This is a genomic window from Streptomyces sp. NPDC001093, assembly GCF_040298985.1.
GTDB lineage: Bacteria > Actinomycetota > Actinomycetes > Streptomycetales > Streptomycetaceae > Streptomyces.
In genome coordinates, this window is sequence record NZ_JBEPBF010000109.1 from 1 (window position 1) to 23,833 (window position 23,833).

25 protein-coding genes and 4 pseudogenes are annotated in these 23,833 nt (G+C 69.6%); 10 read left to right on the forward strand and 19 right to left on the reverse strand.

Annotated elements, in window-relative coordinates; all coding sequences use genetic code 11:
- Positions 1 to 374, reverse strand: a 374-nt coding sequence (locus ABT288_RS37000; RefSeq protein WP_351617586.1) for an STM3941 family protein, incomplete at its 3' end; no start/stop codon positions are given.
- A gap of 280 nt (positions 375 to 654) precedes the next feature.
- Between ABT288_RS37000 and ABT288_RS37005 the strand changes: the two genes are divergently transcribed.
- The 3 genes from ABT288_RS37005 (at position 655) to ABT288_RS37015 (ending at position 2,794) form a co-directional block, all read left to right on the forward strand.
- Complete coding sequence (locus ABT288_RS37005) at positions 655 to 1,317, forward strand: LacI family DNA-binding transcriptional regulator (protein WP_351617589.1); 663 nt, start codon at positions 655 to 657, stop codon at positions 1,315 to 1,317.
- A gap of 459 nt (positions 1,318 to 1,776) precedes the next feature.
- Entirely contained in the window at positions 1,777 to 2,370 is a 594-nt protein-coding gene (locus tag ABT288_RS37010) for a hypothetical protein (RefSeq protein ID WP_351617591.1), read from the forward strand.
- 28 nt (positions 2,371 to 2,398) lie between these two features.
- A complete protein-coding gene (locus ABT288_RS37015) occupies positions 2,399 to 2,794 on the forward strand; it encodes a hypothetical protein (protein WP_351617594.1) in 396 nt (131 codons plus the stop codon).
- Between the two features lie 409 nt (positions 2,795 to 3,203).
- On the opposite strand, the gene ABT288_RS37020 is transcribed toward ABT288_RS37015, so the two are convergent.
- Complete coding sequence (locus tag ABT288_RS37020) at positions 3,204 to 3,656, reverse strand: hypothetical protein (RefSeq protein ID WP_351617596.1); 453 nt, start codon at positions 3,654 to 3,656, stop codon at positions 3,204 to 3,206.
- Here ABT288_RS37020 and ABT288_RS37025 point away from each other — a divergent pair.
- Complete coding sequence (locus ABT288_RS37025) at positions 3,649 to 3,777, forward strand: hypothetical protein (RefSeq protein ID WP_351617597.1); 129 nt, start codon at positions 3,649 to 3,651, stop codon at positions 3,775 to 3,777. The genes ABT288_RS37020 and ABT288_RS37025 overlap by 8 nt on opposite strands.
- A gap of 195 nt (positions 3,778 to 3,972) precedes the next feature.
- On the opposite strand, the gene ABT288_RS37030 is transcribed toward ABT288_RS37025, so the two are convergent.
- On the reverse strand, positions 3,973 to 4,683 hold the full coding sequence (locus ABT288_RS37030; RefSeq protein ID WP_351617599.1) for a hypothetical protein: 711 nt from the start codon (positions 4,681 to 4,683) through the stop codon (positions 3,973 to 3,975).
- A 175-nt stretch (positions 4,684 to 4,858) separates the two neighbouring features.
- Complete coding sequence (locus ABT288_RS37035; RefSeq protein WP_351617602.1) at positions 4,859 to 5,002, reverse strand: hypothetical protein; 144 nt, start codon at positions 5,000 to 5,002, stop codon at positions 4,859 to 4,861.
- A gap of 405 nt (positions 5,003 to 5,407) precedes the next feature.
- On the opposite strand from ABT288_RS37035, the gene ABT288_RS37040 reads away from it, so the two are divergent.
- A complete protein-coding gene (locus tag ABT288_RS37040; RefSeq protein WP_351617604.1) occupies positions 5,408 to 6,004 on the forward strand; it encodes a DUF4158 domain-containing protein in 597 nt (198 codons plus the stop codon).
- 40 nt (positions 6,005 to 6,044) lie between these two features.
- On the opposite strand, the gene ABT288_RS37045 is transcribed toward ABT288_RS37040, so the two are convergent.
- Positions 6,045 to 6,212, reverse strand: a complete 168-nt coding sequence (locus ABT288_RS37045) for a hypothetical protein (protein WP_351617606.1) — start codon at positions 6,210 to 6,212, stop codon at positions 6,045 to 6,047.
- Between the two features lie 183 nt (positions 6,213 to 6,395).
- Between ABT288_RS37045 and ABT288_RS37050 the strand changes: the two genes are divergently transcribed.
- From ABT288_RS37050 to ABT288_RS37060, 3 genes are all read left to right on the forward strand, one after another.
- Positions 6,396 to 9,149 (forward strand): NACHT domain-containing protein, encoded by a 2,754-nt coding sequence (locus ABT288_RS37050; RefSeq protein ID WP_351617609.1) that lies wholly within the window; start codon positions 6,396 to 6,398, stop codon positions 9,147 to 9,149.
- A gap of 311 nt (positions 9,150 to 9,460) precedes the next feature.
- Positions 9,461 to 9,820, forward strand: coding sequence for a hypothetical protein (locus ABT288_RS37055; protein ID WP_351617612.1), 360 nt, complete (start codon positions 9,461 to 9,463; stop codon positions 9,818 to 9,820).
- A 380-nt stretch (positions 9,821 to 10,200) separates the two neighbouring features.
- Positions 10,201 to 10,338: a DUF3761 domain-containing protein gene (locus ABT288_RS37060; RefSeq protein ID WP_351617614.1), complete on the forward strand. Its 138-nt coding sequence runs from the start codon at positions 10,201 to 10,203 to the stop codon at positions 10,336 to 10,338.
- 97 nt (positions 10,339 to 10,435) lie between these two features.
- On the opposite strand, the gene ABT288_RS37065 is transcribed toward ABT288_RS37060, so the two are convergent.
- Together ABT288_RS37065 and ABT288_RS37070 are read right to left on the reverse strand one after the other, a co-directional pair.
- Entirely contained in the window at positions 10,436 to 10,975 is a 540-nt protein-coding gene (locus tag ABT288_RS37065) for a lamin tail domain-containing protein (protein ID WP_351617617.1), read from the reverse strand.
- A 257-nt stretch (positions 10,976 to 11,232) separates the two neighbouring features.
- Positions 11,233 to 11,664: pseudogene (locus ABT288_RS37070) on the reverse strand (glycoside hydrolase); the annotation flags it as partial.
- A gap of 427 nt (positions 11,665 to 12,091) precedes the next feature.
- On the opposite strand from ABT288_RS37070, the gene ABT288_RS37075 reads away from it, so the two are divergent.
- Complete coding sequence (locus ABT288_RS37075; protein ID WP_351617620.1) at positions 12,092 to 12,268, forward strand: hypothetical protein; 177 nt, start codon at positions 12,092 to 12,094, stop codon at positions 12,266 to 12,268.
- Between the two features lie 199 nt (positions 12,269 to 12,467).
- Here ABT288_RS37075 and ABT288_RS37080 read toward each other — a convergent pair whose 3' ends face one another.
- The 12 genes and pseudogenes from ABT288_RS37080 to ABT288_RS37130 form a co-directional block, all read right to left on the reverse strand.
- A complete protein-coding gene (locus tag ABT288_RS37080; RefSeq protein WP_351617660.1) occupies positions 12,468 to 12,836 on the reverse strand; it encodes a BBE domain-containing protein in 369 nt (122 codons plus the stop codon).
- Positions 12,833 to 13,555, reverse strand: a complete 723-nt coding sequence (locus tag ABT288_RS37085) for an FAD-binding oxidoreductase (protein WP_351617662.1) — start codon at positions 13,553 to 13,555, stop codon at positions 12,833 to 12,835. Before ABT288_RS37085 ends, ABT288_RS37080 begins: the two co-directional genes overlap by 4 nt.
- A gap of 34 nt (positions 13,556 to 13,589) precedes the next feature.
- Positions 13,590 to 13,874, reverse strand: a pseudogene (locus ABT288_RS37090) (FAD-binding protein); the annotation flags it as partial.
- A gap of 68 nt (positions 13,875 to 13,942) precedes the next feature.
- A complete protein-coding gene (locus ABT288_RS37095) occupies positions 13,943 to 14,209 on the reverse strand; it encodes a hypothetical protein (protein ID WP_351617622.1) in 267 nt (88 codons plus the stop codon).
- A gap of 108 nt (positions 14,210 to 14,317) precedes the next feature.
- Positions 14,318 to 14,449: pseudogene (locus ABT288_RS37100) on the reverse strand (hypothetical protein); the annotation flags it as partial.
- Positions 14,450 to 16,148: 1,699 nt separating this feature from the next.
- Complete coding sequence (locus ABT288_RS50360) at positions 16,149 to 16,664, reverse strand: IS5 family transposase (protein ID WP_502972923.1); 516 nt, start codon at positions 16,662 to 16,664, stop codon at positions 16,149 to 16,151.
- Positions 16,665 to 16,670: 6 nt separating this feature from the next.
- The gene (locus ABT288_RS50365; protein ID WP_502972922.1) at positions 16,671 to 16,937 is read right to left on the reverse strand and encodes a transposase; all 267 of its coding nucleotides are present in this window, start codon (positions 16,935 to 16,937) and stop codon (positions 16,671 to 16,673) included.
- Between the two features lie 91 nt (positions 16,938 to 17,028).
- Positions 17,029 to 17,325 (reverse strand): annotated as a pseudogene (locus tag ABT288_RS37110) (transporter); the annotation flags it as partial.
- 595 nt (positions 17,326 to 17,920) lie between these two features.
- Positions 17,921 to 19,303: a sensor histidine kinase gene (locus ABT288_RS37115; protein ID WP_351617625.1), complete on the reverse strand. Its 1,383-nt coding sequence runs from the start codon at positions 19,301 to 19,303 to the stop codon at positions 17,921 to 17,923.
- Positions 19,300 to 19,977, reverse strand: coding sequence for a response regulator transcription factor (locus ABT288_RS37120; protein WP_351617627.1), 678 nt, complete (start codon positions 19,975 to 19,977; stop codon positions 19,300 to 19,302). Before ABT288_RS37120 ends, ABT288_RS37115 begins: the two co-directional genes overlap by 4 nt.
- Before the next feature lie 3 nt (positions 19,978 to 19,980).
- Positions 19,981 to 22,146: an MMPL family transporter gene (locus ABT288_RS37125; protein WP_351617629.1), complete on the reverse strand. Its 2,166-nt coding sequence runs from the start codon at positions 22,144 to 22,146 to the stop codon at positions 19,981 to 19,983.
- 326 nt (positions 22,147 to 22,472) lie between these two features.
- On the reverse strand, positions 22,473 to 22,958 hold the full coding sequence (locus ABT288_RS37130) for an alpha/beta hydrolase fold domain-containing protein (RefSeq protein ID WP_351617631.1): 486 nt from the start codon (positions 22,956 to 22,958) through the stop codon (positions 22,473 to 22,475).
- Between the two features lie 202 nt (positions 22,959 to 23,160).
- Here ABT288_RS37130 and ABT288_RS37135 point away from each other — a divergent pair, with 202 nt between their 5' ends.
- Entirely contained in the window at positions 23,161 to 23,832 is a 672-nt protein-coding gene (locus tag ABT288_RS37135; RefSeq protein WP_351617665.1) for a LysR substrate-binding domain-containing protein, read from the forward strand.
- The last annotated feature ends 1 nt before the right edge of the window (position 23,833 follow it).

Here is a 23,833-nt window from a genome sequence, read left to right on the forward strand (position 1 = left end):
GCCAGATAGGCGTCCGGGTCGTGGAGGACCAGCTCGATGAACCGCTGCGAGGTGTTGCGTACCCGCTGCTCGCGTATCCGCACCGCGGCTATCTCCTCCCAGCCGAACCGGCCCAGCCTCACATGGTCCACTCCCGCGTCGTCCAGCACCAGCTCCGGTCGGTCGCGCAGCAGGCGCTGGATGATGAGCACCGCGCAGAACCCGAAGAAGAGCACGGCCAGCGCCCCCGCCACCGTCATCTTCACGGTGCTGTGGGCGACCAGGAGAACGATGCCCACAGCCACGAAGACCACAGAGCCGGCCAGCATGGCCCACACACGTCCCTTGGCAAGCGGGTAGACCGTCGGGGGCAGCGGAACGCCGTTGGGGATCACGGGCTCAGACTGTAGGACCATCGCCCTCGTCAGCGGAAGCCTTTTCGCAGGCCCTGCGGTGCCCGTGGCCGTCCCGTCTGCCTCACCCCCTCGGTGCTGGAACGGGTCTGCTCGGCTTCGCCGGGGTCCAGCGCGAGAACCTGCCCGGGATGTCCAGGTCCAGGGGGTGGCAGGCTGGGCACGGTCTCAACTCCTTCTGGCCCGGGCGGATACGGCCCGCGGTTGACACTGGGACGGTGCGGCGGACGGATCGAAAGAGGGGCGACGACGGGTGAGGGGCATGGCGGGCGAGGGCGGTCCGGTGACGTTGCGGGGGATCGCCGAGCGGCTGGGACTGCACGTCTCGACGGTCTCGCGGGTACTCAACGGCCCGGCAGACGAACAGGGCCGGGCGGCCTCGGGCCAGACGGCGCGCCGGATCCGGGAGCTGGCCGACGAACTGGGCTACCGGCCCAACCCGCACGCCACCAGCCTGCGCACCCGCCGCAGCAACCTCGTCGGCGTGCTCTTCCCGCGGCTGTCGGAGATCGTGGTGGCTACCATCTACGAAGGGATCGAGGAGGAGGCGACCGAGCACGGGCTGTCCGCCTTCGTCACCAACACCCATGACGATCCGGCCGTGCAGCGCGAGCAGATCGCGATGGTCCTCGGCCGCCGGGTGGACGGCCTGATCATCGGCGACGCACACCTGGACGGCGCAGCGCGTGCGCGCGGCCCGGCGCAGACGTTTCAGCTCGTCTTGAGCCTCGACGCTCAGTTGGTCCTCGACACCGGCTTCGGGCTCGAGCCCGTCGTCGTCCAAGACGCCGAACCCCTCCGCGGAGAACGCGTCGCTGTCGAAGTACAGCACCCGCGCGCCGCACGCGTGGGCGAGGTCGATGAAGTCTGCCGCGTTGACCACATCGCCCGTCAGCAGCACGTGCCGGCCCTCTCCTCGTGGTAGGGCAGCCAAGGGCTTCAGACCCTTCGCCTGAGCCCATGCGGAGCTCTGAGCGACAAGTTTCTGCAGATCAGCACCGATGGTCCGCTGAACCGGAACCGACACGGGCTACTCCCTCCAACCCGATCGCCACCCTTTGTAGCGACTCGGCAACAGAGAGTAGGGATCCGGGTCTGACAACCGGCCGCCGGCTTCATCGCCATCGGGCAGAATCGGCGCGAGCGGTACAAGACCGCCACGGACCTCTTACGCCGCCGACGGGCGGACTGGGAGACCAACCGGGCGCGGCGCGTCTCCCTGTCTAAACCGTGTTGCAGCGGGCTGTACCTAGGCTGCTGCCCAGCACCGCCCAAACGTAGGTCAGAGCGTCGAACTCCCCATCTAAACCCCCAAAGTTCACCTACTGACTAGCTTGCCTCCCAGACATAGTTCACCTCGTCCGGGATGTCACAGAAGGATCCGGTGAGCTCCAGCAGTCACTCTCACCACTCGAACGGCGACGAGCGCTGGTTCGAGCTGGTGCGGGAGGTGTACCTCCAGGGTGCACCGGTGTTCGACGTCCCGGACTGGGTCACGGAGCGCATGTCGCCCGACGCCACGCGCTCCGGCATCAGGTGGCGGCTGTTCTACGGCATGACCATGAAGGAGGCCCGGAACCACCGGAACAAGATCCTCGCCAACTCGGCGAGGCCGGCCGCCCTCTTCCTGGAGCCGCTCGAGCCGTTCCTCTCCCACGGGATCCGCGCACAGCCCACGATCGACGCGCCGGACGGCTGGGACCCGGCCGAGAAGGAGCTGGAGATCCTTCGCGCTCTGAACTACGTCTCCACCGGGCGGCTGACGCCCCGTGAGCAGGAGTCCGTCCATCTGGGCTGCGTGATCCCCATGGGCCGTGCTGCCGCGGCCGAGGTCATGGGGATCGCCACCGACGAGCTGAAAGCCCACATCAGCAATGCCTACAAGAAGATGCGCGAGGACGGCATCGACGATGCGCCGATGAAGTGGTTCCTGACCGGGAAGCTGCCCAAGTCCCGTCCTCCGCAAGCACGTACGTAAGTGAGTTCAGAGAAACCCGAAGGAAGCCATGACCAGTACCTGCAACACCGACGATGCCCAGGAGGAAACTGTGGCCGCGCGCCCTCCGCTCCCGGACCCGGAGACGTACATCCGCGCCTACACCGCCTCTTTCGCGAAGGCCCGCCGTGAGAGCCGAAAGACCGTGATCCAGCAGAGGAACCGGAAGCTGCGTATCCCCCGGCGCCCTCTGACGATCGGTGTCACGGTGCTGCTCGTGACGATGGCGATCGTGACGATGACCATCGGGGGGGTGCGGACGGTGACCGGACTGCCGATCACCGCCACATGGGTCGGCTACCTCGCCCTCAACGACGTGCGCCTCTCGGTGGCCTACGACAACCCCGGCTGGCGGCAGAGGCACCGCGTCCTCTACCGGCTGATCCCCCGTCACCCGCTCGACTGACGGAAACCGCCCAGCGCCTCCAGGATCGCGAACCCATGGAACACGCTGAGCGGCCGCAGCCCACCCCCTGCCTGCTGATCAGAACAAAGACGGAGGAAGAGCTCATGTCTTCATTTTCCATCCACGGCCTGCTGTGCGGGGCGACTGATCAATCGTCTACCTGTTCCGTCCGATCCTGCCCGCCCGGCAGGCGGAGGATGACCGACCCTCCCGCACACGCGTGCGCTCCCCGACGGCTGTTTTCGATACCCCGCATCCACCGGGCTGAAAGGCCCTGAACGCGGACTGCGGCCCCAGGCTTTGCAGAGCCTGAGACCGCAGCCACTACATGCACCGCCCAAGCGGTACACGGAGAACCTTTCGACGCTCGCCGGGTGATCTGCCAGGACCGGCCCGACGGGCATCCTCCCTAGTTCTCAGTTAGGGCACCCCAATCATGCCCTCTCCTCCTCCCATTCCGTAGCAAAACGCCGGTGATGCCTTCCCCACCCTCGTGATTCAGGCCAGCCGCACGGCCAGCGAAGGCTTCAACAGCACCTCCACCTGGGCCGCGCTCATCGCGCTCGCCGGCATCCTTCTTACCGCCGTCGCCACCTTCGTCTACCGCCGGCTCGACAACACGGCCAAGCCCCTTCAGAAGGAGTCCGCGGTCCTCGACAAGGTGGCCGTCGAGCTCGACAAGCTGACCGGAAAGACCGCGACCAGGGACGACATGAAGGAGCTGAGGGAACTGCTCTCTCGTCAAGCAGGCCGAGCGCCGCTTCCCCGACATCCCCTTCGGCACCGTCGTCGCCACCATCGAGGCGTACGAGAAGACCGCGATCACCCAGGAGTGCGCCAAAAAACTCACCAAGGTGCTCACCAACAAGAAGTACGTCGACGAAGCCCTCAAACTCTCCCACGAGCAAGGAGCCCGCATCGCCGACATCCGCGCCGCCATCGACACCGTCCAGGTCGTCATCCACCGCAAACTCAAACGGTGACGCACCCAGAATCGACGTCCCATTACCCTGCGCCGGCAGGCGCCGACCTACGTCCACCACCGACCAGGTTGCGCAGGTGGAGGCCGGAATGATCGACACGACCGCGCCCGAGGTGTGCCGGGAGGCGGTGTACGAGGTCCTGCTCGACGGGGGGGCGTGACACCCGAGCGGAGCCGTGTCCGACCGGCAGCGACGTCACTCCGTGCGGGTGCGACCGTTCTTGAGCACCGCGTAGTAGTGGCTGTAGCGGAGTTCCAGCTTGAACACCAGGCCGTACCGTTTCCGGATGGCGGCGACCGTGGCGGTCTTCGGGTCACGCACCACGCGGGACGCCGGCGGATCGTCGACCAGGCCGGCGTAGGGCTCCTCGACCAGCCGGGCCGGGGCGCCGCCACGTGTCGTGTCCCAGGTCAGCATCTGTCCGGATAAGGCCATCACCGTCGGTTCCGGGGCCTTGGGGCCCTGGGGGTTCGGGCCGTGCCCGCGGTAGTAGGCGACGAGTCGCTTGCCGTGGTCGTCGTGCGTGAACGGTATGGGGCTCTTGGATCCGGCCGGCCCGGACCGGTCGTGGTCGCCCGCGGTCAGGATCCCGTCGAGGGTGTCGCCCACGTGCCTGGGGTCGGCGCCGTAGTAGGCGGTGACGTTCATCGAGCAGGCGATCTTGTAGTTGTCGGTCTTCTGCTGGAAGAACCAGCCCGGTCCCGATCCCGGCACGCACACGTCGTGTACCACGATCAGGCCGAGCGACAGGGGCGTGCGGTCGGCGTACGCCCGTGCCACGTCCCGGAGTTGTTGCTCCGCCCGCTGCCGGGCCTGCACCGCCTGGCCGCTCTCCCCGAGCTTGCGCAGCTGCTTGTCGCTGACGGCACGGTCCGGGGTCGTGGAACAGGCCGAGACGGCGAGCATGATGACCACCGCAAGCGATCCCCATACGCTCTTCGAGCCGCTGGCACGCCGCGTGAAGGCCCTCATGCCTGTCTGCCTCTCATCGACAGTCGCCTCTCCGTCGTTGTACGCCTGGCCCGACCGTCACTGTCCACCAGGACGGCCGGGCCGGGCATGAGTACCCGTACTCAGACGGCTACAGGCTCATGCCTGCCATCGTGCGGTCGAGAGCGTTCGCGTACAGGCGCGCGCCACCGATCTTCGGCTGGAACCACTGGGCCGACAGGCCGTACTGGTTGATGAGCGGCCAGTCCTTGATCGGCTCGTCGGACTTGGTCAAGGTCTTGACGATGCCGTGAAGCTGTTCCGGGCCACCGCACACGCCTTTGCCTGCGAAGTCGCTCTTGGGGTTGGAGAACCACACGTCGATGCCCGAGAGGCCTTGGCGTCGTCGGCCGCGCCCTGCATCGCCGCGCCAGCGTGTCGTCGAGCCAGGCCGCGGATGCCTCCGACAGGCCGATGGCCATGCCGCTGAAGCCGATGTTCAGGCACGATCCCTTGTCGGAGATCAGGGGCGGGTACCCCATCAGGACGATCTTCGCGTTCGTTCCCACCACAACGGCGTGCGCTACTGGTTCAAGTAACCCCTCAATAGCTGGGCGCGTTTCTCAGGGGACACCTACACCGTTGATCATTTGTGGCCTTCAGCGGTGCTGGCCTGGACTGTCCGGCAATATGCGTGTTCGTGGGGCGGCTGCCGGTGGGGATGGATGATCTGGTCGAGCACTGGACGGTGCTCGACGACGAGCGGGAGCTCGTGGCGGGCAAGCGGGGCGCGAAGAGGCTTGGGTTCGCGCTGCTGCTGAAGTACTACACCCAGCACGGCCGTTTTCCCCGGGGACGGACGGAGTTCCTGGACGAGGTGGTTGGCTTCGTCGCCCGGCAGATGAAGGTGTCGGCGGCAGACTTCGGCCTGTACGAGTGCTCTGGGGGGACGATCGAGTATCACCGTGCGCAGATATGCGAACATCTCTGCTTTCAGGTGTGTTCGGTGCAGGGCGCGAAGAAGCTGACGGACTGGCTCGCGATGAACGTGGCGCACGCGGAGCGGAATGCGGATCGGGTGCGCGAGGAGCCTGCAGGCGTCGCTGGTGTACGTCAACACCCTGGTGCTCCAAGATGTGCTCGCCGAATCCGCATGGGCCGATCTGCTTGCCCAGCCGACCGGCGCGGCCTGACACCGCTGTTCTGGTCCCATGTCCGCCCCTACGGCGAGGGGCGCCTCGGCCTCGGCTCCCGACTGGGCCTCGGCACCCGCACACCGGAAGGGGAAGTCCGGTGACGTGGACACCGCCGGCACCGCGGGTGCCGAAGGCGGGCCGTCACCTACGGCCCCGTACAGCTCGAATCACCTCGGCGACGGCCATCAAGACCGTGGCACGGTCCCGCGAGGCGGTGTCCTTCAGCGCGACGACGACGATCAGCACGGCTGCGGCAGCCGCGACCAGCATGCCGGCCACGGGCAGCAGAGCCCAGGCGGTGACGTCCATGGCAGTCCCTCCGTCCGTGCCGCCGTCCGACGAACGGCACGAGGCCATTCCACAAGAGCGGAACCAACCCGGCGAAGACCTGCCGGACCGAGTGGACAACACCAACAAAAGGGCAGGTCACAGGCGCATTCCGGCCGGCTCTGAGCGGATCCGCCGGATCCAGAGCAAGCGGGAAGGACCGCGGTGAGCGAGAAGACGGGCCGCAGCGCGGGACGGCAGGCGCTGCGCGAGGCGCTGCGAGACCTGGAGAAGACAGCGCTTGAGAAGACGGGCAGAAGCCGCGCAGAGGCGATCGCCGAGGCAAACCGCCGGCTGGTGGAGGCCGGGCTGCCGGAGCGCGGGACCACCACGGTGGGCGGCTGGTTCGAAGCGGGCAGCCCGGCGAAGGATTTCCTATCCCTGTGGGCCGTGGTTCAGGTACTGCATGAGTGGTCCGGAAAACAGTCACCAGACACCCGCAGCGGCCCCGAACGCGCCCGGGCAACAGCCTGGTGGAAGGGCACCGAGGAACTGTGGAAGAAGCGCTGGGAGCAGGCCAAGGAAACCCGGCCACCCACCGCTTCACCAGCCAACGCACCGCTGATAACCGCGTACCTGACGGCGGCGCGTGAGGTCGCCAGAAGGCATCCCCATCCAGGCGTGCCGGGCGCCGGGAATCTGCCGCCACTCGACAATGTCCGCGTGCCTCGGGGGGCTCGTATCCCGGCTGCGGACCGCCAGACCAGCTCCGGCCCGGGCACCGCCGGCGCGGGGGGAGACCAGCCCGGTGCGGAGGTGCCCGCCACCGAGGTCTTCGGACACGACCGGCCCATATGCGTCCTGCTGGGCAGCCCCGGTGGCGGCAAATCCACGCTGCTGCGCACTTACCTGGCCGATGTCGCCGATAGCTGGCTGAACGGTAGGACCGGGAAGACGATCCCGGTCATGGTGAGCGCGGCAGCACTGGGCGGCACGGACCCGCTGCCCACGGCGCTGGCCAAAGCCGTCACCGGCGAGCTGCGGCAGGTCGGGCTGCTGGAGGAGCTCGGCGCGGACTTCTTCCGCTGCCCGCCGCGCGCCGGGGGATCCTGGCTGGTCCTGGTCGACGGTCTTGACGAGATCCCCGATGCCGATACCCGCAGTGCTGTGGTGACGATGCTCGCCGGCGCTGCCGCGGCCGGGACGGGGCTGTACCGGTTCGTCGTAGCAACCCGCCCCTTGCCCCCGGCGGAACTCGACGCGCTGGGCGGGCAGGCGCCGCGCTACGAACTGCAGCCCTTCACCACCGACGACCTGCGCACCTACGTCGAAAAGTATTTCAGCAGCCGGTGGCCGCAACAGGAGGCCACCCGCCGTGCCCATCAGTTCACCGGCGCGCTCCGCGACGCCAGCCTGGCCGAGCTGGCCCGCACCCCGCTGATGGTCTTCATGCTCTGCCAGCTCCACCTCGCCAAGCCCGAACGCCCGCTGCCGGACGGCCGCACCGCGGCGTACAAGGAGTTCACCGACCTGCTCTACGAAACCAACGCAAGCAAGCATGTCGCAGACAGCCACGAAAAGGCGATCAAGCACCTCGTGGAGAGCCTTCAGAGTCCCCGGGCGCGTAAGGAAGCCGACGCCGCCGCCCGGCATGTCCACGAACGGCTGCTCGAGCTGATCGACTACCTGGCCTACCGGCGACTTTCGGACCACGCGACCTCAGTGGCCGAGGCACTGGCCTCACACGAGGCCGTGCGCCGCCCTGGCAAGGTGCGCCCAGAGCGGTGGGAGGCGTTCTTGGAGAACCTGCTCCGGCACACCGGGCTGCTGGTCCACCGCGCCGACGGCCTCGGCTTCCCCCACCAGACCTTCCTCGAATACCACGCCGCCCGCCACGCCACGCGCAACGAGGCTGCTCGCGCCGAACTCCTCGACGAGCTGTTCCCTGCCGGACACGGACCCCAGGTTCCCACCACCGAACCGTCCTACTTGGGCTTCCTTCTCGATGGTCTTGTCGTCCCCTCCGACGGCCTCGCAGCCGAGGTCGCCGAGCGCGTGGAAGACCTCACAGCACACGGAGGCCCGGGTGCGTGCTCGTTCCTCACAGCGCAAGTGCGACTGAGGACCAATTTGCCCCCGGCGTCCACCGCCCGCCAACTCACCCGCTTCATCAAAGACATCACCCTCCCCGGCATCTGGCGCGTGGAGGCGGCGAAGATGCTGGCCGGGATGGAGGACTACCAGCACGACGGCGCCGTCGCGCTGAAAGACCTGGCCCAGGAAGCCCATGACACCACCCCCTTCGGCCCTGTCCTCGACATCTACCGCGTGGAGGCCGCATATGCGCTGGCCAGGGTGGAGGGGCACCGGCACGACGGCGCCGCCGCACTCAAAGCCCTGGCCCGGGACACCACCCTCAACCGCGAGCGTTTGGTGGCGGCCACAGCGTTGGCCGGGCTCGAGGGGCACCGGCGCGACGGCGCCGTGGCGCTGCTCCTCCTGGCCCAAGACACCACTCTCAACGACCCTGTCCTCGGCATCTACCGCGTGGAGGCGGCGCAGGTGCTGGCCGGGATGGACGAGTACCGACGCGACGGCGCCACCGCGCTGCTCCAACTGGTCTTGGACACCGCCCTCAACCCCGAGCGTTTGGTGGCGGCCAGAGCGCTGACCGGGACGGAGGGACACCGGCACGACGGCGCCGCCGCGCTGCTCCACCTGACCCAAGACACCACCCTCTTGGGCCTCGCTCGCGTGGAGGCGGCGGAGGTACTGGCCGGGATGGAGGACTACCGGCACCACGGCGCCGCCGCGCTGATCGAACTGGTCGGGGACACCACCCTCAACGACAACTGCCGCGTGCGGGCGGAGTGGGCGCTGGGCAGGGTGGAAGGATACGAGTGGACCAGACCAGAGCCCTCGCCGAGCTCCCCGGGCAACGGACTTCAGGAGAATCGACCTGCGAGTCATGACCCTTGACAGTCCTGGGCCGGCTGAGTGGCCGTGGGCGGGTCCAGCGCATCGCACCAAGCGGTTGCAGCTAAGCGATTCGAACGAACCGCTTCCGAAACCGCCGTACTGCTGCGACGAGCCACGTCGGAGTAGAGCCCGGCGCTGGCGGGTGCGGCGGCTTGGTGACCGCTGTGGAGCCGCAGCAACAAGGAACCTGGATGGGGACGGGCGGGCTTCGCCCGCGGGTGAGGGCAGGGCCGGGGGGTTCGGGGCTTGCCAGGCCAGCCCCGAACCGAGAAGGTGATCACCTCAAGAGTGATCACGCAGGTGGTTATGCGATGAGCCTCGATCTCTATGTCTGGCATGAGCCGACGCCGATCACGGTCGAGGGGGCACTGTTTGTCTGCCAGAGCCTGGCAGACGGCGATGACAGCGTCGTTCAGCCGGACCCGCGGAATCTCGCCCTCATTGATGATCTGCTCGTCGGGTTCCCCGCCCCCGATGACCCGGATGACGATGAGATCGACGACATCGTCTGGAGCCTCAGCCCGGACGCAAACGAGCACCGGTTGATCCTTGCCGTCGGCTGGTCGCGAGCCGACCGCTTCTCGCGGGCGGTCTTCGCCCTTGCACGAAAACACGGCCTGACCTGCTTCGACCCGCAGCGCAACGAGGTCCACAGCCCGTCCGCGTTCTGAAGGGTCGCGCCGAGATCTGCACACCCGTTCTGCCCGCCGCTTAAGCGCTCAAGCCCAGGAGGAGGCCGGGGTCCCAGCCGGGCGCGGACCCCTACCTGCTCGCCGGCGAGTCGCGTCGCAACAGCCCCCTCCTGAGGCCGTACGTGCTGCTCAGCCCGCCGCCGCGTCCAGCAATCCGAAACGGCGCGTAAGCGGTAGAAACCCGGATAGAGTCCCTCTGCACTTGCTCGCCTCCAAAGGGGGGTCCTTTGCGCGCTCGTCTTGCCGTCTCAGCAGTGGCTGTCGCCGCGGCCGGTGTCTCCTTCAGTGCCCCGGCCGCGTCCGCGGTAACGCTTCCGTCGACCAATACCGCACATCACTGTATCCACCACACCACCGGCGTGTGCGGCTGGACGCACCGCCAAAAGCCCAAGGACAAGTACGCGACCGCGAAGTGCCAGGACGCCACCGCGGACTACTCGCGGCACTCGCAGGGCACCTGCTCGCACCACCACGGCGTCCGCTACTGGTTCAAGTAGCCCTCTCCCCCGCAACGCAGGTCGCCTTCTCCGCACTCGGAGGAGGCGACCTGCGCGCTGTCGAGGCGTCTATGAACCGGCGCCATCCACCATCAGGTCAGTGACGGTTCTCGCCGCGGTGGTCGCGGTCACCACCACGGTGGTCGCGGTGATCGCGGTCGCCGCCACGGTGGTCGTCGCGGCCCCAGGAGACGGCGTCGACGAAGTGGCCGCGGTCGTTGCGCAGGGTCGCGGTGTCGCCGTGGTCCTCCCAAACCTCACGCCGCCGGTCCTGGTACACATCCGTGCGGGTGTCCCGGCCGTAACCGGTGTGGACGCGGACCGTGGCCCGGCCCTCCAGCCACACGTGGCGGAAGGTGTAGGTGCGGCCGTCCTCGTCCGACAGGGTCCAGCCGTCCAGGTTCACCGCCCGCCGGGTCGAGTTGGTGATGTCCACCCACTCCCTGTTCAGCGAGCGGTTGGAGCGCTCGTCCCAGCCCGGGGAGCCGTGCTGCACACCGCTGATGTAGACCTCCGCATGCCGCGGGTAGCCCGAGTGGTGATCGGCGGCCGCGGCCGGCAGTGCCACCGCGCCCACGGCGGCGGCCGCGACGGCGGTGACGGCGGTCAGGCGACGGACGGAAGAAGAAACGGACACGAGGTCCTCCTTCGAAGGTGCCCACACCCAGCCGGCCACAGCGGAGAACTCGCGGGCCGGCGGGGTGGGTTGTGCTGGTGTGTGGCCGGTCGGCCGCACAGGCACACCCTCCTCCCCGCCCCTCACACGGTGAAGGAAATGCGAAGGCCATTACCAATCCTGCATATTTCTGTAACTCACGCATGCAAACACCATCTAAGCCCTGAATGTGACGCTTTGGGACCCGTCAACGCCGTTGCGCCTTGAAAAACGGGGCTCTGGGGGTTGGCCCCCACGGCGACGTCGGGCACCGGGGTCGTACCGTGGATCATCTCGTTGGAGAACGGCAGCCGGACGGTGTTGATCCCGAGCTGGTGGAAGTCGGCGAGCAGCCGGTCCAGCGGGACGCGGTCGAGGCCGAGGGGTATGCCGTAGGAGTTCTGGCCGGCGTGATGGTTGGCGGGGTCGGTGACGCTCCCGCTGCCCGTCCACGACCCTTGAGCGCCGTCCCAGTTGGCCGCTTTCAGCCGGAAGCGGTTGCCCTGACCGTCGACTATGTAACGGCCCTGGGTCGACAGGGGCGCGGACCAGGTCGCAGCGGAGGGCGAGCGGGCCGGTGGGGCGGCGGACGCGGTGGTCGTCTGCGCGGCTACGAGCAGGAGTCCTGCGGCTGTTGCGGCCAGGCGCAGGACAGCTGGTGCGATCGACATGTGGACAGCCCTCGATAGTTGGGGGAGCCGGTGTGTCTCCGAGGCTGTACGGTGCCTGGTGGGACGACGGAGGTCCAGGCATCGGACGGGAGTTGACCGTCTGGTGTTGTACTCCAAGGTCGCCTCGACCATCTCGTCCACGGACAGCAGGCGCCATCCCTGTCCATGCGTGCGGCCATGCCCTCCCACACCTGCCGCAGGGCGGTGGTGACGGCCGCCGCGCGCGGCGATCCCGTATCCGAGAAATTCCGGTTGATCCTTTCCGCCAGGATCTCGAAATCGCGGCGCTCGACGTAGCCGTTTCCGTCGGCGTCGTAGGCCCCGAAGAGCCTGGCCATCTGGCGGGACAGAAGCTGCTCTCGCCCTGGGGCGGATCCCGGAGGACTATGGGAGGTGAGTGGGCAAAGGTGAGCAAAGGGGGCCCGTCATGACAACCGGAGCCTCGGACTACGACGCCTATCTGTACTCGCGCACTCCCTCCCAGGCCGAGGGCGAGCGCGACGAGCCGGCCGAGCGCGCGGGTGTGGAGCAGCACCCGGACGTCCCCAGGACGGAGCCGTCCCAGGCGGAGGGCGAGCGGACGCAGGACGCCGGAGGCGCATGATCGCCGAGTGCGGGCCGCCGCGCCGCGACTGACGCATCCGGCCGGTCGGTGTGCCCGCGCTGTCGGGCGAGAAAGCGTGCGCCCTGCTCAGTGCTGCCGAGTGCTCCGGAACCGCTCCGGAACGCTCCCGCGTAGGCCGACGGCGTGCTGCCCAGCCGGCGCGCGAAGGCGCGCCTCAGGGTTTCGCGGCGGCTGCCCCTCAGGCCGCGGTCGAGGGGCGGATGTTCTGGTTGAGGCGGAACAGGTTCGTGGGGTCGTAGGTGTCCTTGACCCTCACCAGCCGTTCGTGCACCGCCTCGGGGTACGAGGCGCGGACCTTGTCCTCGGCGGCGGCGCCGGTGAAGTTGACGTACATGGACCCGCGGCCGTGGCGGGCGATCTCCTCGCGGGCGGAGCGGGCCCAGGCGACATGGGTGTCGAAGTCCGTCGCGTCCGGGGAGGGCGCGATCACGTTGCACAGCACGCTCGGATCGCGCTGGCTGAAGGCCGTGGCCTCGGCGGGCACGCCGGCGAAGGCGCCGCCCAGTTGGTGCAGGTGCAGTTCGCTGGCGGGCGTGGGTGTCGTCATGTGGTGCCGCAGCACGGAGTCGAGCGCGGCGTCGGACGGCTCGATGAACGCCGACGTGAAGTGGTTGTGCGCGCCGGCCGTCCACAGCGGGTCCAGCAGTGACTGCACGCCCGTGTACGGCATCGGACCCATGAGGTCGGGGGCGTCCCGAGCCCCCGCAGCGGACCGACGGCCGCCTCGCCGGCCGCGGGGTCGCCCGCGTACATCCCGGCCAGTACGACGAGGCGGGTGCCGTGGACCTCCGGGGGCAGGAACGACAGCGGAGGCGCCGTTGTCAGGTTGACCAGCGTCGTCAGCTCGTCGGGCATGCGTCCGCTCGGCTCACGCCAGCCCGTGACCACCTGCCGGGCCTCATCCAGGGGGTAGATGATCAGTCCGGCCAGGGCCTGCGGCCCGACCGGGTGCAGCTGGTACTCGAGCGAGGTCACGACGCCGAAGTTGCCGCCGCCCCGCAGGGCCCAGTGGAGGTCGGAGTGCTGCTGCGGGTCCGCGCGCACCACGCGGCCGTCCGCGGTGACGACCTCGGCCGCCGTCGGGTTGTCGGAGGCCAGACCGTGGCGGCGCAGCAGCCAGCCCACCCCGCCGCCGAGCGTGAAGCCCGAGATGCCGGTCGTGGAGACCAGGCCACCGGTCACGGCGAGCCCGAAGGCCTGCGTCTCGTGGTCGAGGTCGCCCCAGGTCAGGCCGGCCTGGGGCGACCACCCGGCGCCGTACGGGATCGACGGTGGCGCCCTTCTTGGGCGACAGGTCGATGACGATGCCGTCGTCGACCGTCGAGAACCCGGCGATGCTGTGGGCGCCCCCGCGCACGGCGACGAGCAGGTCCTGGCTGCGGGCGAACTCGACGGCGCGGACGACGTCCGCGGTCACCGCGCAGCGCACGATCAGGGCCGGATGCTTGTCGTGGGCCGCGTTCCAGACCGACCGGGCCTGGTCGTAGTCGGTGTCGTCAGGGCGTACGACGGTGCCGCGCAGGCCCGCCTCCAGCTCGGCGACGGTGGCGTCCCCCAGGACGCCCTTTGCCGTGTCGATCGACATGGTCGGCTCCTCGGTGTGAGTGCTCGCGCTGATGCTCACGAACGTAGGCGACGCCTCTCAGCACTCACTCAGCAACCACTTTGACCGGTCGGCGCCACCGGCACCGTGCGCCGCAGGACGACCGGACCACGAGCGTCCCCGAGGCGGGCGAAGAGGTCACCGACCCGGGCGGCCGCCGCAGCAGCGGCCTCGCGCTCACCCGCCTGCCACGACAGCTGAGCCAGCAGGAGGGCCACCCACGCGGCGGCGGAGGTCGAGGCGGCGACGTGCTCCAGGCGCTGGGCGCGGGTCAGCAGGGCGCGTGCCCGCGCCGAGTCACCGGTGCTCCGGGCCACGAGCCCGAGGTGGAGGAGGCTGTTGGTGATGCCCGGGATGTCGTCGGTCTCCTCGAAGCCCGCGAGGACCCGGGCCAGGGCCGTCCCCGCACTGTCGGTGTCCCCGTCGGCCAGGTGGAGCAGGCCGAGGCAACCGAGGGTGATGCCTTCCTCCCGGCGGTCGCCGAGCCGGCGGCGGATCGCCAGCGCCGCGTCGAGGTACTTCCGTGCGGTGCCGTGGTCGCCCCGGCTGCGGTGGATGTTGCCGAGGGTGTTGAGGGCATGGGGCTCCCCGTGCGGGTCGGCGAGCGTGCGGAAGCAGTCGGCGCTGCGTTCGGCCGGCCGCGGTGGCGGCGCCCTTGTCGGCGTCGAGGCGGCTCGCCCATGCGAGAGTCGCCAGGGCGTAGCCGCGCGCCCGGGACGGGCCGACCGTCCGTCCGACGAGCACCGTCTCCTCGTAGAACACGGATACCCGCCCCGCCTCGTCGGCCTCGACCGCGTAACCCGGTGTCATCACCGGGAAGAACGGGCCGCTGTCCGCTCCGACGTCATCGAGCAGTCGCAGACTCTCCGTACATGCCTCGCGGGCCACCGCGCCCTCGCCACGGCAGACGGCCCAGACGCCCTCCAGGTGCGCCGCGGCGGCCAGGACCGAGGGGTCGCTCGCGTCGTGGGCGCAGGAGCGGGCCAGGTCGAGGGCGGTCCGGGCGCGGTCCCAGGTACCGCGCATCCAGAGCAGGATCGCCTGCTGGCAGTGGGCGTACGCCAGCGCCGCCGGGTCCGCCCGCCGCTCGTGGATTCCTACGACCTGCTCGGCGATGTCCTCCAGCGGGGAGCAGTCGCCGAGGCGGATCGCCAGTACGGCCCGCCCCATCAACGCCCTCGCCCGCTGCGGGGTGGGCTCAGGTGCCGCGGCCAGGGCGTCCTGTAGCCAGCGCCGGCCCTCGGCGAGGCGTCCCCGTTCGGGCCAGAACGATCGCAGGGCGACGGCCAGCCGCAGCGCGTTGTCCGGTTCGTGGCGCAGGAAGGAGCGCAGGGCCGCCCGGAGATTGTCGTAATCGGTCTCCAGCTCCAGCGAGCCCGCCCCGGAGATGCCGGTGGGCGGCTCGCGGTCCCGCGCCTCGGCCAGCTCCAGGTAGAAGCGGCGATGCCGGGCCTCGGTGGCCGCGAGTTCCCCGGCGGCCCGCAGACGCTCGGCGGCGTACTGCCGGATCGTCTCCAGCAGCCGGTAGCGGACCTCGTCCTGCCGGGGCTCCGGCCACACCAGCTAACCACCACCCTGCCCATTGGCTCAACTGTCGCACCATTGACTGCACCAATGGCACAGCTGCCTCTCGATGACGACCGGTGGGAGGCCAATGGATCAGACTTCACCCAGGCCCTGGGCAACACCTGACCTACCCCACCGGACTCTGGTAGCCACGCCCCACGCCCATCTGCGATGTCACGGCGACTTCCGCCGCATCTCACTTGGCCGGCTCCCCGACGATTGTGAAGACGTACCCGATTCCGGCTCACAGCGAGCCAATCTGCCCAGCGCCCGTGAACCGACCGCCATGGACACCGAACCTGCTGGCGGACCGACCGTATATAGCAGCGAATCCCCGGTTATGGAAACCTGGGATGCTCCGGAACATAGGGGTCGCCCGTGTGCGTACGTGGCAGTAGCGCACTGCGGAAGATGTTGACCGATACCCGTTTAAAGGACTCCGATGCTCGACGCCGCGCGAATACCCCTCTTGATGGCATCCAGCCTTAGCCCAACCCCCCCTCGAAGGGCTCACCGAGTGGAGCCCGTCCTCATGGATACCAATGAGCTCGCAGCGATGCTGAACACGTCGGCAAGCTGGGTCTACCGGGAAGCGGCAAAACTGGGACTAAAGGGCTACAAACTCGGCAAAGGTCGAAATGCAAAGGTTCTATACAAAAGGACCGAGGTCCTTAAGAGCTCGTAACACGATCATGGCTGAGCTTTCTTGAGGCGTCGCCAGCAGATGAGGCTGCAGGCCAGGGAGACGAGGGCGTCGTGCGGATCGAGGCGTCGCTCCCAGCGGACGGCCAGGCGCTTGAACTGGTGCAGCAGCGAGAAGGTCTGCTCGACGACGTAGCGGAGCTTGCCCAGGTCCTTGATGTTCGGTGCGCCTTTGCGGGAGATCACCGGCAGGATCCGGCGCCTGCGCAGCTCGCGGCGGTTGGGATTGCCGTCATAGCCCTTGTCGCCGAGCACTGCGTCCGGCCGACGGCGCGGCTTGCCGGGCTTGCCTGCCACAGGCGGGATGCCGTCAGCCAGGGCAAGGGTCTGCGTGACGTCGTTGACGTTGGCCGCGGTGGTGATGACCTTGAACGGAGTGCCCCTGCCATCACAGATCAGATGATGCTTACTGCCCGTCTTCCCGCGGTCGACCGGTGACGGGCCGGTTGCTTCGCCCCCCTTTTCGCGCGGATGTGAGAGGCATCCACGCAGGCCCGCGACCAGTCCAGCTCATCGGCCGCGTGCAGCTTCGCCGGGCAGAAGACGGTGCAACTTGTCGAAGACGCCGGCTTCATGCCACCGGCCCAGCCTGCGCCAGCAGGTCTGCCCGGAGCCGAATCCCAGCTCCAGCGGCAGCAGTTGCCAGCTGACGTCGTTGTAAAGCACGTACAAGATGCCCTGCGGACACAGCCGGTCCGGCACGGGCCTGGGGCCAGGAGCTCGCTGCGGCCAGGGCGGCAGCAACGGCTCGATCAGCGCCCACAAGTCGTCGTCCACGATCCACGGCCGGTTCCCCACACCTCACGAACGGCGGAATCGTCGTACTGGTCACGCCAGACCAGCACACCTCACCAAGATCGTGTTACGAGCTCTTATGGGCAATCAGCCACGCCACGTAATAAAGGCCCTGATTTATCACACCGGCGTCGGTGCCCCGCTCGTACTCGACCACCACCGGCGCGTTGTTCTCATCAAGGCCCAGCGAGTCGATCCGCCCGCCGTCAACGCAGTCGATGACGTACTCGCTCGCCAGGATCCGCACGCCCAGCATCGTCTCCATATGCGCTTCGACGAGATCCTGCACATCCGCCTCGACGTCAGCAAGATGCGGCATGACCTCAGTCACGCCGCCTTTCGTCGCGTGGAACAGCTTCAGGCCCGACACCTCCCCCTCCTGGACCAGAAGAGCACAACGTCGGGCGGGTGCAGATTTGATTCCGCGCGAGACATCAAACCCGTGCAGGGAGGGATGTGACTGCCGCAGGTACTTGTCACCGGGGCAGTCTCGCGACAGAACCCGAACCTCATCTACCCAGGCTGGAGTCTCCAGCTCCCTGCCCAGCACGAGGGCGCCTCCCACCCCACGCCCCGGCCTTCCAGCCCGTCAGAACCCGGCAGTGCCCACACGCAAGGAGCGAAAGAGACGGGTACTGCCGCGCAGCCGCCAGGCCAGTCCGCGTCCGGGCACACTGTCGGCCGGCACGCGGCGGGCGTCCGGCTGCCTCGCGAACGCCGGACGTGTCCCTCGCCCTGGCTGCCGCTCTCGGTTTGACCGCGCTGCAGGTGATGCGCCGCCGTCCCATCCACGCACCCGCCGGCAATCCCGGCGTTGCGAACACGGGCACACCGGCTCCTCGGGACTGAACGGCCATGTGCGAGGTCCGCGGACCATGGCTCCAGCCAGTTCCGGCCGCTACAGAGCGAGGGTGGCCGAGCAAATCACGGCGTGGCCGCCAGCCGACGTCGTGTCACACACCTCGTCAGCGCGGCAGGGTCACGACGGCGCGTACTCCGCCGGTGTTGGCCTCGGTGAGCACGATCGTCGCTCCGTGTGCCGTGGCGATCTCCTTGGCGATCGCCAGGCCGAGTCCGGTGGACCCGCTGGTGCGGCCCCGGCTGGCGTCGAGCCTGACGAACCGGTCGAACACGCGCTCGCGCTCCTTGGCCGGGATTCCGGGGCCGTCGTCGCTGATCTCCACGCGCACGCTGCCCGCATCACCCCCGGCGGTGAGAGACACTCTCGATCCGGCGTGGCGGACGGCGTTGTCCACGAGGTTGCGGAACAGCCTCGCCAGGTCCTCGGGGTTGCCGGTCACGCTGGTGTCTGGTGGGACCGAGACATCGATCCGCAGGTGCGGGGCCGTGGTGGTGGCGCGGATCTCGGCGAGCAACGCGCCGAGATCGACGGTCTCCTGCCCTGCGGCCAGTTGTCCGACGTCGGCCCTGGCGAGGGTGAGCAGCTGGGAGATCAGCTCTTCAAGCCGCCCCGTCTGCCGGACCGCGCGCGTGGCGATGTCCGGCCACGGCGCGCGGGCGGGATGGGCCAGCCCCACCTCCAGGCCGGTGCGGATCGCGGTCAGGGGGCTACGGAGCTCGTGGCTGGCGTCGGCGACGAAGCGGCGCTGGCGTGCGGCGGAGTCGTCGAGCCGGGCGAGCATGTGGTTCATGGTGCGGGCCAGGTGGCCGATCTCGTCGTCGGTGCCTGGCTCCGGGACGCGCTGGGACAGGTCCGCGGCGGTGATGGCGGTGACGGTGCGCCGGATCTGCTCCACGGGCCGCAGCGCGCGGCCGACGACCCACCACACGGTGCCGCAGGCCAGCAGGAGCGTGGCCGGCACGCCGATGACGAGGAGCCGGGCGAAAGTCTCGTCAACCTGGTCGCGTTGGTTGGTTGAGGTCACGGTGACGACGGTGACCGGTCGGCCGCCGACCGTGGTGCGCTCGCCGACGACGGAGACCTCGGCGGGGAGGATGCCGTCGGCGGCCTCCTGCCGGACCGGGGCGGTGGAGCCGGGCGGGAGCGAGAACACCGCGGATCGGCCGTCGAGGTCGCGGGTGGCGGCGAGGACGGTGCCGTCCGGCGCAAGGACCTGCGCCTGGGCCTGAGCGTCGAGCACCGACGGCGGCAGGGGCCGCGGGAAGATCGGGCCGGTCGCGGACTGCTCGATCTGGACGGCGTAGGTCCGCAGTTGGTCGGCGATGGTCCGCTTGGCCTGGTCGACCTGGAGCAGATACATCACGACCAGCCCGAGCATGACGGCGGCGGTCAGCGCGATTCCCGCCAGGAACGTGACCCGGGTCCGCACGCTGCGGGGGTGAGCCGTTCGAGCCAGGCGGTACCAGCCGCGCGGGTGCTCGGTCATGACTCCTCGCTCCTGATGACGTATCCCTTGCCGCGGACGGTCTCGATGACCGCAGGTGCCTCCAGCGTCTCGATCTTGCGGCGCAACCGGTGCACCACGACCTCGACGACTGCGGGATCGCCGTCGCGGGAGGCGTCCCAACAGTGTTCCAGCAGTTCGGACTTGGAGACGACGGTGCCTTTGTGCCGGAGCAGGTACTCCAGCACAGCGGCCTCCCGACCGGTCACATCCAGGGGTGCGCCGTCGCGGGTGACGGTGCGCGCGGCGGGGTCGAGCGTCAGGCCGGCGGCGGTGAGTACCGCCGGCCTGGCACCGAGGGTCCGTCGGGTCAGCGCGCGCAGGTGCGCCAGCAGGACCGGGTAGGAGAACGGCTTGGGCAGGTAGTCGTCCGCACCGGAGTCCAGTCCCTCGGCGTGGTCGAGGTCGTCCGTCATGGCGGTCAGCATCAGGATCGGCATCCAGCGCTCTCGCTCGCGCAGGCTCTGGGCTACTTGGTAGCCGTCCAGGCCCGGCAGCATCACGTCCAGGACGATGACGTCGTAGGCGTTCTCCGTCGCCATCCACAGTCCTTCGGTCCCGTTGTCCGCCGTGTCCACGATGTAGCCCTCGGCCGTCAGGCCCCAGACCAGGGCCTGGGCGACGTCCGGCTCGTCCTCGACCACGAGTACCCGCATGGGCTAAGCATCCCCGACGTGCAGCGGAACGGACGTCTCGCCCTCGACTACGACGGCGGGCTCCTTCGCCGGCAGCCGCAGCAGCCGCGCGGCCCGGTCCGGCAGCCACCAGTTCCACTCCCCGAGCAGTGAGACCAGCGCGGGCAGCAGCAGCATCCGGACCACGACCGCGTCCAGCAGCACCCCGAACGCCAGGCCCATGGCGATCTCCCGCACGGTGACGTCGTTGGCGGTGGCCAGCGAGGCGAGCGCGAAGAACAGGATGAGCGCGGCCGAGGTCACCAGGCGGCCGGTGCGGGACACGCCCTCGATGACGCCCTCCCGGGTGGACCGGGTGCGCTCGTACCCCTCGCGGACCCTGGCCAGGATGAACACCTCGTAGTCCATGGACACCCCGAACAGGAACCCGAAGATCAGCACGGGGGCGAGGGCGTCGATCGCGCCGTAGGTGGACGCGCCCCACAGCGCCTTCATGCCGACGCCGTGCTGGAAGACGATGACCAGCAGCCCGTAGGAGGCCGCCACCGACAGCATGTTGAGCAGCACGGCCTTGGCGGGCAGCAGGATCGACCGCATCCCGCGCGCCAGCAGCAGGAAGGTGACCACCGCGACCACCGCGAACAGCAGCGGGAACGAGCCGTAGGTGGCGCTGGTCTCGTCGATCTTCTGCGCTCCCTCGCCGCCGGCCAGGACACCAGGCGGGACGCTGCGGCGGATGTCGTCCAGCGAGGTGCCGCCGTTCGCGCTGCCGACCTCGTGCCGCGGGATGGCGATGACCATCGCGCTGCTCCCGGCGGGCCAGCCGGGCCCCGCCGGGGCGACCGCGCCGCGAAGGCTGGAGACGGTATCCAGAGCCGCCACGACGGTCCCCGCGTCGGCGGCCTTCGGCACGTACAGCGGCACGGCCGTCAGCGTCCCGGAGGGGAATCCGTCGGCTTCCAGGGTGTGCAGCCCATCGGTGTAGGCGCCGGCGGTGGCCAGCGCGTGGCTGCTCGGCGTGCTGATGCTGATCGTCGCGGCGGTGGCGGTCAGCACCGCCAGGATGCCCAGGCCGGCGACGGCCGAGGCCACCCGGTGGCGGATCACGAACGTCGACCAGCCGGTCCAGAACCGGCTGACCGGCCGCCGCCGCGACACCCGCCGGGGCCAGTCCACCCGCGGCCCGATCCTGGACAGTACCGCGGGCAGCAGCGTCAGCGCGACCAGGGTCGCGGTGGAGGGGATGAACAGGCCGGACACGCCGATGCCGCGGACCATCGAGTTGGGGATGACGATCAGCGCGAACAAGCCGAGCGAGGCCACCATCCCGCTGAACCAGACACTGTGCCCGGCCCGCCGCACGGCCGCCCGCACCGCTTCGTCATTGCTCTTGCCGGCCGCGCGCTCCTCGCGCCAGCGGGTGACGACCAGCAGCGAGTAGTCGATCGACAGGCCCAGGCCCAGCAGCGCCACGATGTACTGCACCGCCGGGTGGATCGGCGAGGACGAAGGCATCAGGTACGTGAGGCCGTAGACGAACAGCTGCATCGTCAGCACCGAGATCAGGGCCATGATCAGCGGCAGGAGCGCCAGCAGCGACCCGAACACCCAGGCCAGGACCACCAGGGCGCCGATCGCCCCGATGATCAGCTCACTGGTGACGCTGGAGTTGCCGCTGCCGGTGGTGTTGCCGGCCTCCAGGGCCCGCAGGCTGGTGCCGTGCACTGCCAGGTCCGGCGCCGCCGCCTTCGCGGCCTGCGTCAGGGCGTCGACCTGCTCGGTGGCCATGTCGTCACCCGGTTTCGGCGGGTAGGCCAGGACGACCGTGCTCGTACCGCCGGTCCCGACCAGCGTCCGGCTGCCGGTCGAGGCGTAGGAGACCACCCGCAGGCTGGGCGCCGCCTTGGCGATCCCCGCGTCCACCGCCCTCAGTTCCGTCGCGACCTGCGGCGAGGTCACGGTCTGACCTGCCGGCAGGTCCAGGATCACGACACCGGGGTCCTGGGTCACCCCGCCGAAGCCCTGGGCGATCGCCACGTCGGCGGTGTAGCCCGGGCCGCTGACATGCGTGCCCGGCTGCAACCGGCTCGACAGCGACGGGGCCAGCGCCAACCCGGCGACCGTGATCACCAGCCAGCCCAGGCCCACCAGCAGCCGATGGCGGATCACCCACCCGCTCAGCTTCTCCATGTTTCCCTCCCGGCGAACGGCAGCAGCGGCGGCCACTGCCTGTCTCACTCGGCAAGGTAGGGAGAGCTTCCTTACGAGACGCTTTCAGTGCCCCCGGTTCGCCCGTTCAACCCCGCGTCAAGCTTGGCAGAAGGGTCGCGTGGAGCGGGGTGGCGGGCCGCCGCTCGATGGCCTGGATGTGGCCGACCTTGTCCCTGTAGAGCCCGACAGCGGTCCTCGCGTGGCCAGGTTCGGAGCCGTGACGGGCGCTGCACCGAACTCTCCGCTCGGCGCAGTGGCGTCCATCGGCGGCGAGCTCGCTGCCACCGGTCCGGCCATCGTCCCGGTCACCGGACAGCCCCGGTGACCGTGGTGGCCAGGAAGTCGGCCACACGCCGCAGTGCGGCCTCCCCCTTGTCCAGCATCCCGGCGAACGCGTCGAACAGGTGCGCCACGCCGGGGGTGACCTCCAGGGTGACGGGTACGTCGTCGGCTGCGGCACGGGCCGCGAGTCGGACCGCGTCGTCGAGCAGCGGTTCGTGCGACCCGGCCTGGATCAGCAGCGGGGGGAGGCCGCGCAGGTCTGCGAAGACCGGGCTGACCAGGGGATCCGATGGATCCGCCGCAGCGGCGTAGTCCTTGGCGCGGACCGCGATCGCCTCCGGGGTGAAGGACGGGCCGACCGCCTGCTTGCCGGTCATGCTCGCGCCGGAGAGGGTCAGGTCCGCGTAGGGGGAGAACAGCCACCCCGGCGGCGGGCATCGGCAGGCCCTGGTCGCCTGCGGCGACCAGCAGCGCCGCTGCCGGGCCCGCGCCGGCGGACTCGCCGCCACGGCGCCGGTCGCCCAGAAGCCGGCGGTCCGGGAGAAGCGGTCCGGGAGAAGCCGCCGCTGGCCGCGTCGAGCAGGGCGCGGTAGGCGGCCAGCGCGTCATCAAGCACAGCGGGATAGGGGTGCTAGAGGGCGAGCCGGTAGTCGACCGAGATGACGCGCATGCCCGTGCGCCGAGCGCCTCCGGGCCGAGCTGCAGCAGGCGCTGCCCCGCCAGGAGCACGTCTTCTCCGGCGAGGCTTTCGACCCCGCCACCGCCGCCCGCGCGTTCCAGCTCGCCGGGACCGACTGCACCGTCTCCGTGCTCAGCGGCGCGCTGCTGGCGCGGATCTTCGAGCAGTCGCCCCGCTCCACCGTGCTCTTCTCGCGCTGGCACCACGTGGTCTTCGCCGACGCCGAGCACGGCCCGGTGGACCTGCTCGTCCACAGCGGCACACCGCCGCCGCTGCGCACGCGGGTGCTCTTCGAGGAGGGGGACTCGTGCCTGATGTCGAGCCACCACCCCTTCGCCCAGCGGCCCGCACTGTCGCCTGGGGATTACCCGGGCTGCGCCCACGTGGTCGTCGATGTCACCGACGGCCGGCAGAGCCACGGCGACCAGCGCCTGGCCTCCCTCGGCAGCCCGAGGCGGGCCGCGGTGACCGTTCCCTACCACGCGGCCTCCGCCGCGGCGGTACCGGGCACCGCACTGGTGGCGACCCTGCCGAGCGACTTCGCCGTCCGCCACGCGGTCCCGGGCACCACCAGCGTCATCCCGGCCCCGCAGGAGATCGGCGCGATGCGCTACGCGATGTGCTGGCACCCCCCCCGCCTGGACGACGACGCGGCACACCGCTGGCTCCGCAACACCATCGTCGCGACGCTGGGCGCCGCGTGAG

Bases quoted from the DNA above. Each gene is read 5' to 3' on its own strand.
- ABT288_RS37005 (WP_351617589.1), top strand. From the start codon at position 655: ATGGCGGGCGAGGGCGGTCCGGTGACGTTGCGGGGGATCGCCGAGCGG.
- ABT288_RS37015 (WP_351617594.1), top strand. From the start codon at position 2,399: ATGACCAGTACCTGCAACACCGACGATGCCCAGGAGGAAACTGTGGCC.
- ABT288_RS37030 (WP_351617599.1), bottom strand. From the start codon at position 4,683: ATGCTCGCCGTCTCGGCCTGTTCCACGACCCCGGACCGTGCCGTCAGC.
- ABT288_RS37045 (WP_351617606.1), bottom strand. From the start codon at position 6,212: ATGGACGTCACCGCCTGGGCTCTGCTGCCCGTGGCCGGCATGCTGGTC.
- ABT288_RS37055 (WP_351617612.1), top strand. From the start codon at position 9,461: ATGAGCCTCGATCTCTATGTCTGGCATGAGCCGACGCCGATCACGGTC.
- ABT288_RS37075 (WP_351617620.1), top strand. From the start codon at position 12,092: ATGACAACCGGAGCCTCGGACTACGACGCCTATCTGTACTCGCGCACT.
- ABT288_RS37080 (WP_351617660.1), bottom strand. From the start codon at position 12,836: ATGACGACACCCACGCCCGCCAGCGAACTGCACCTGCACCAACTGGGC.
- ABT288_RS37115 (WP_351617625.1), bottom strand. From the start codon at position 19,303: ATGACCGAGCACCCGCGCGGCTGGTACCGCCTGGCTCGAACGGCTCAC.
- ABT288_RS37120 (WP_351617627.1), bottom strand. From the start codon at position 19,977: ATGCGGGTACTCGTGGTCGAGGACGAGCCGGACGTCGCCCAGGCCCTG.
- ABT288_RS37125 (WP_351617629.1), bottom strand. From the start codon at position 22,146: ATGGAGAAGCTGAGCGGGTGGGTGATCCGCCATCGGCTGCTGGTGGGC.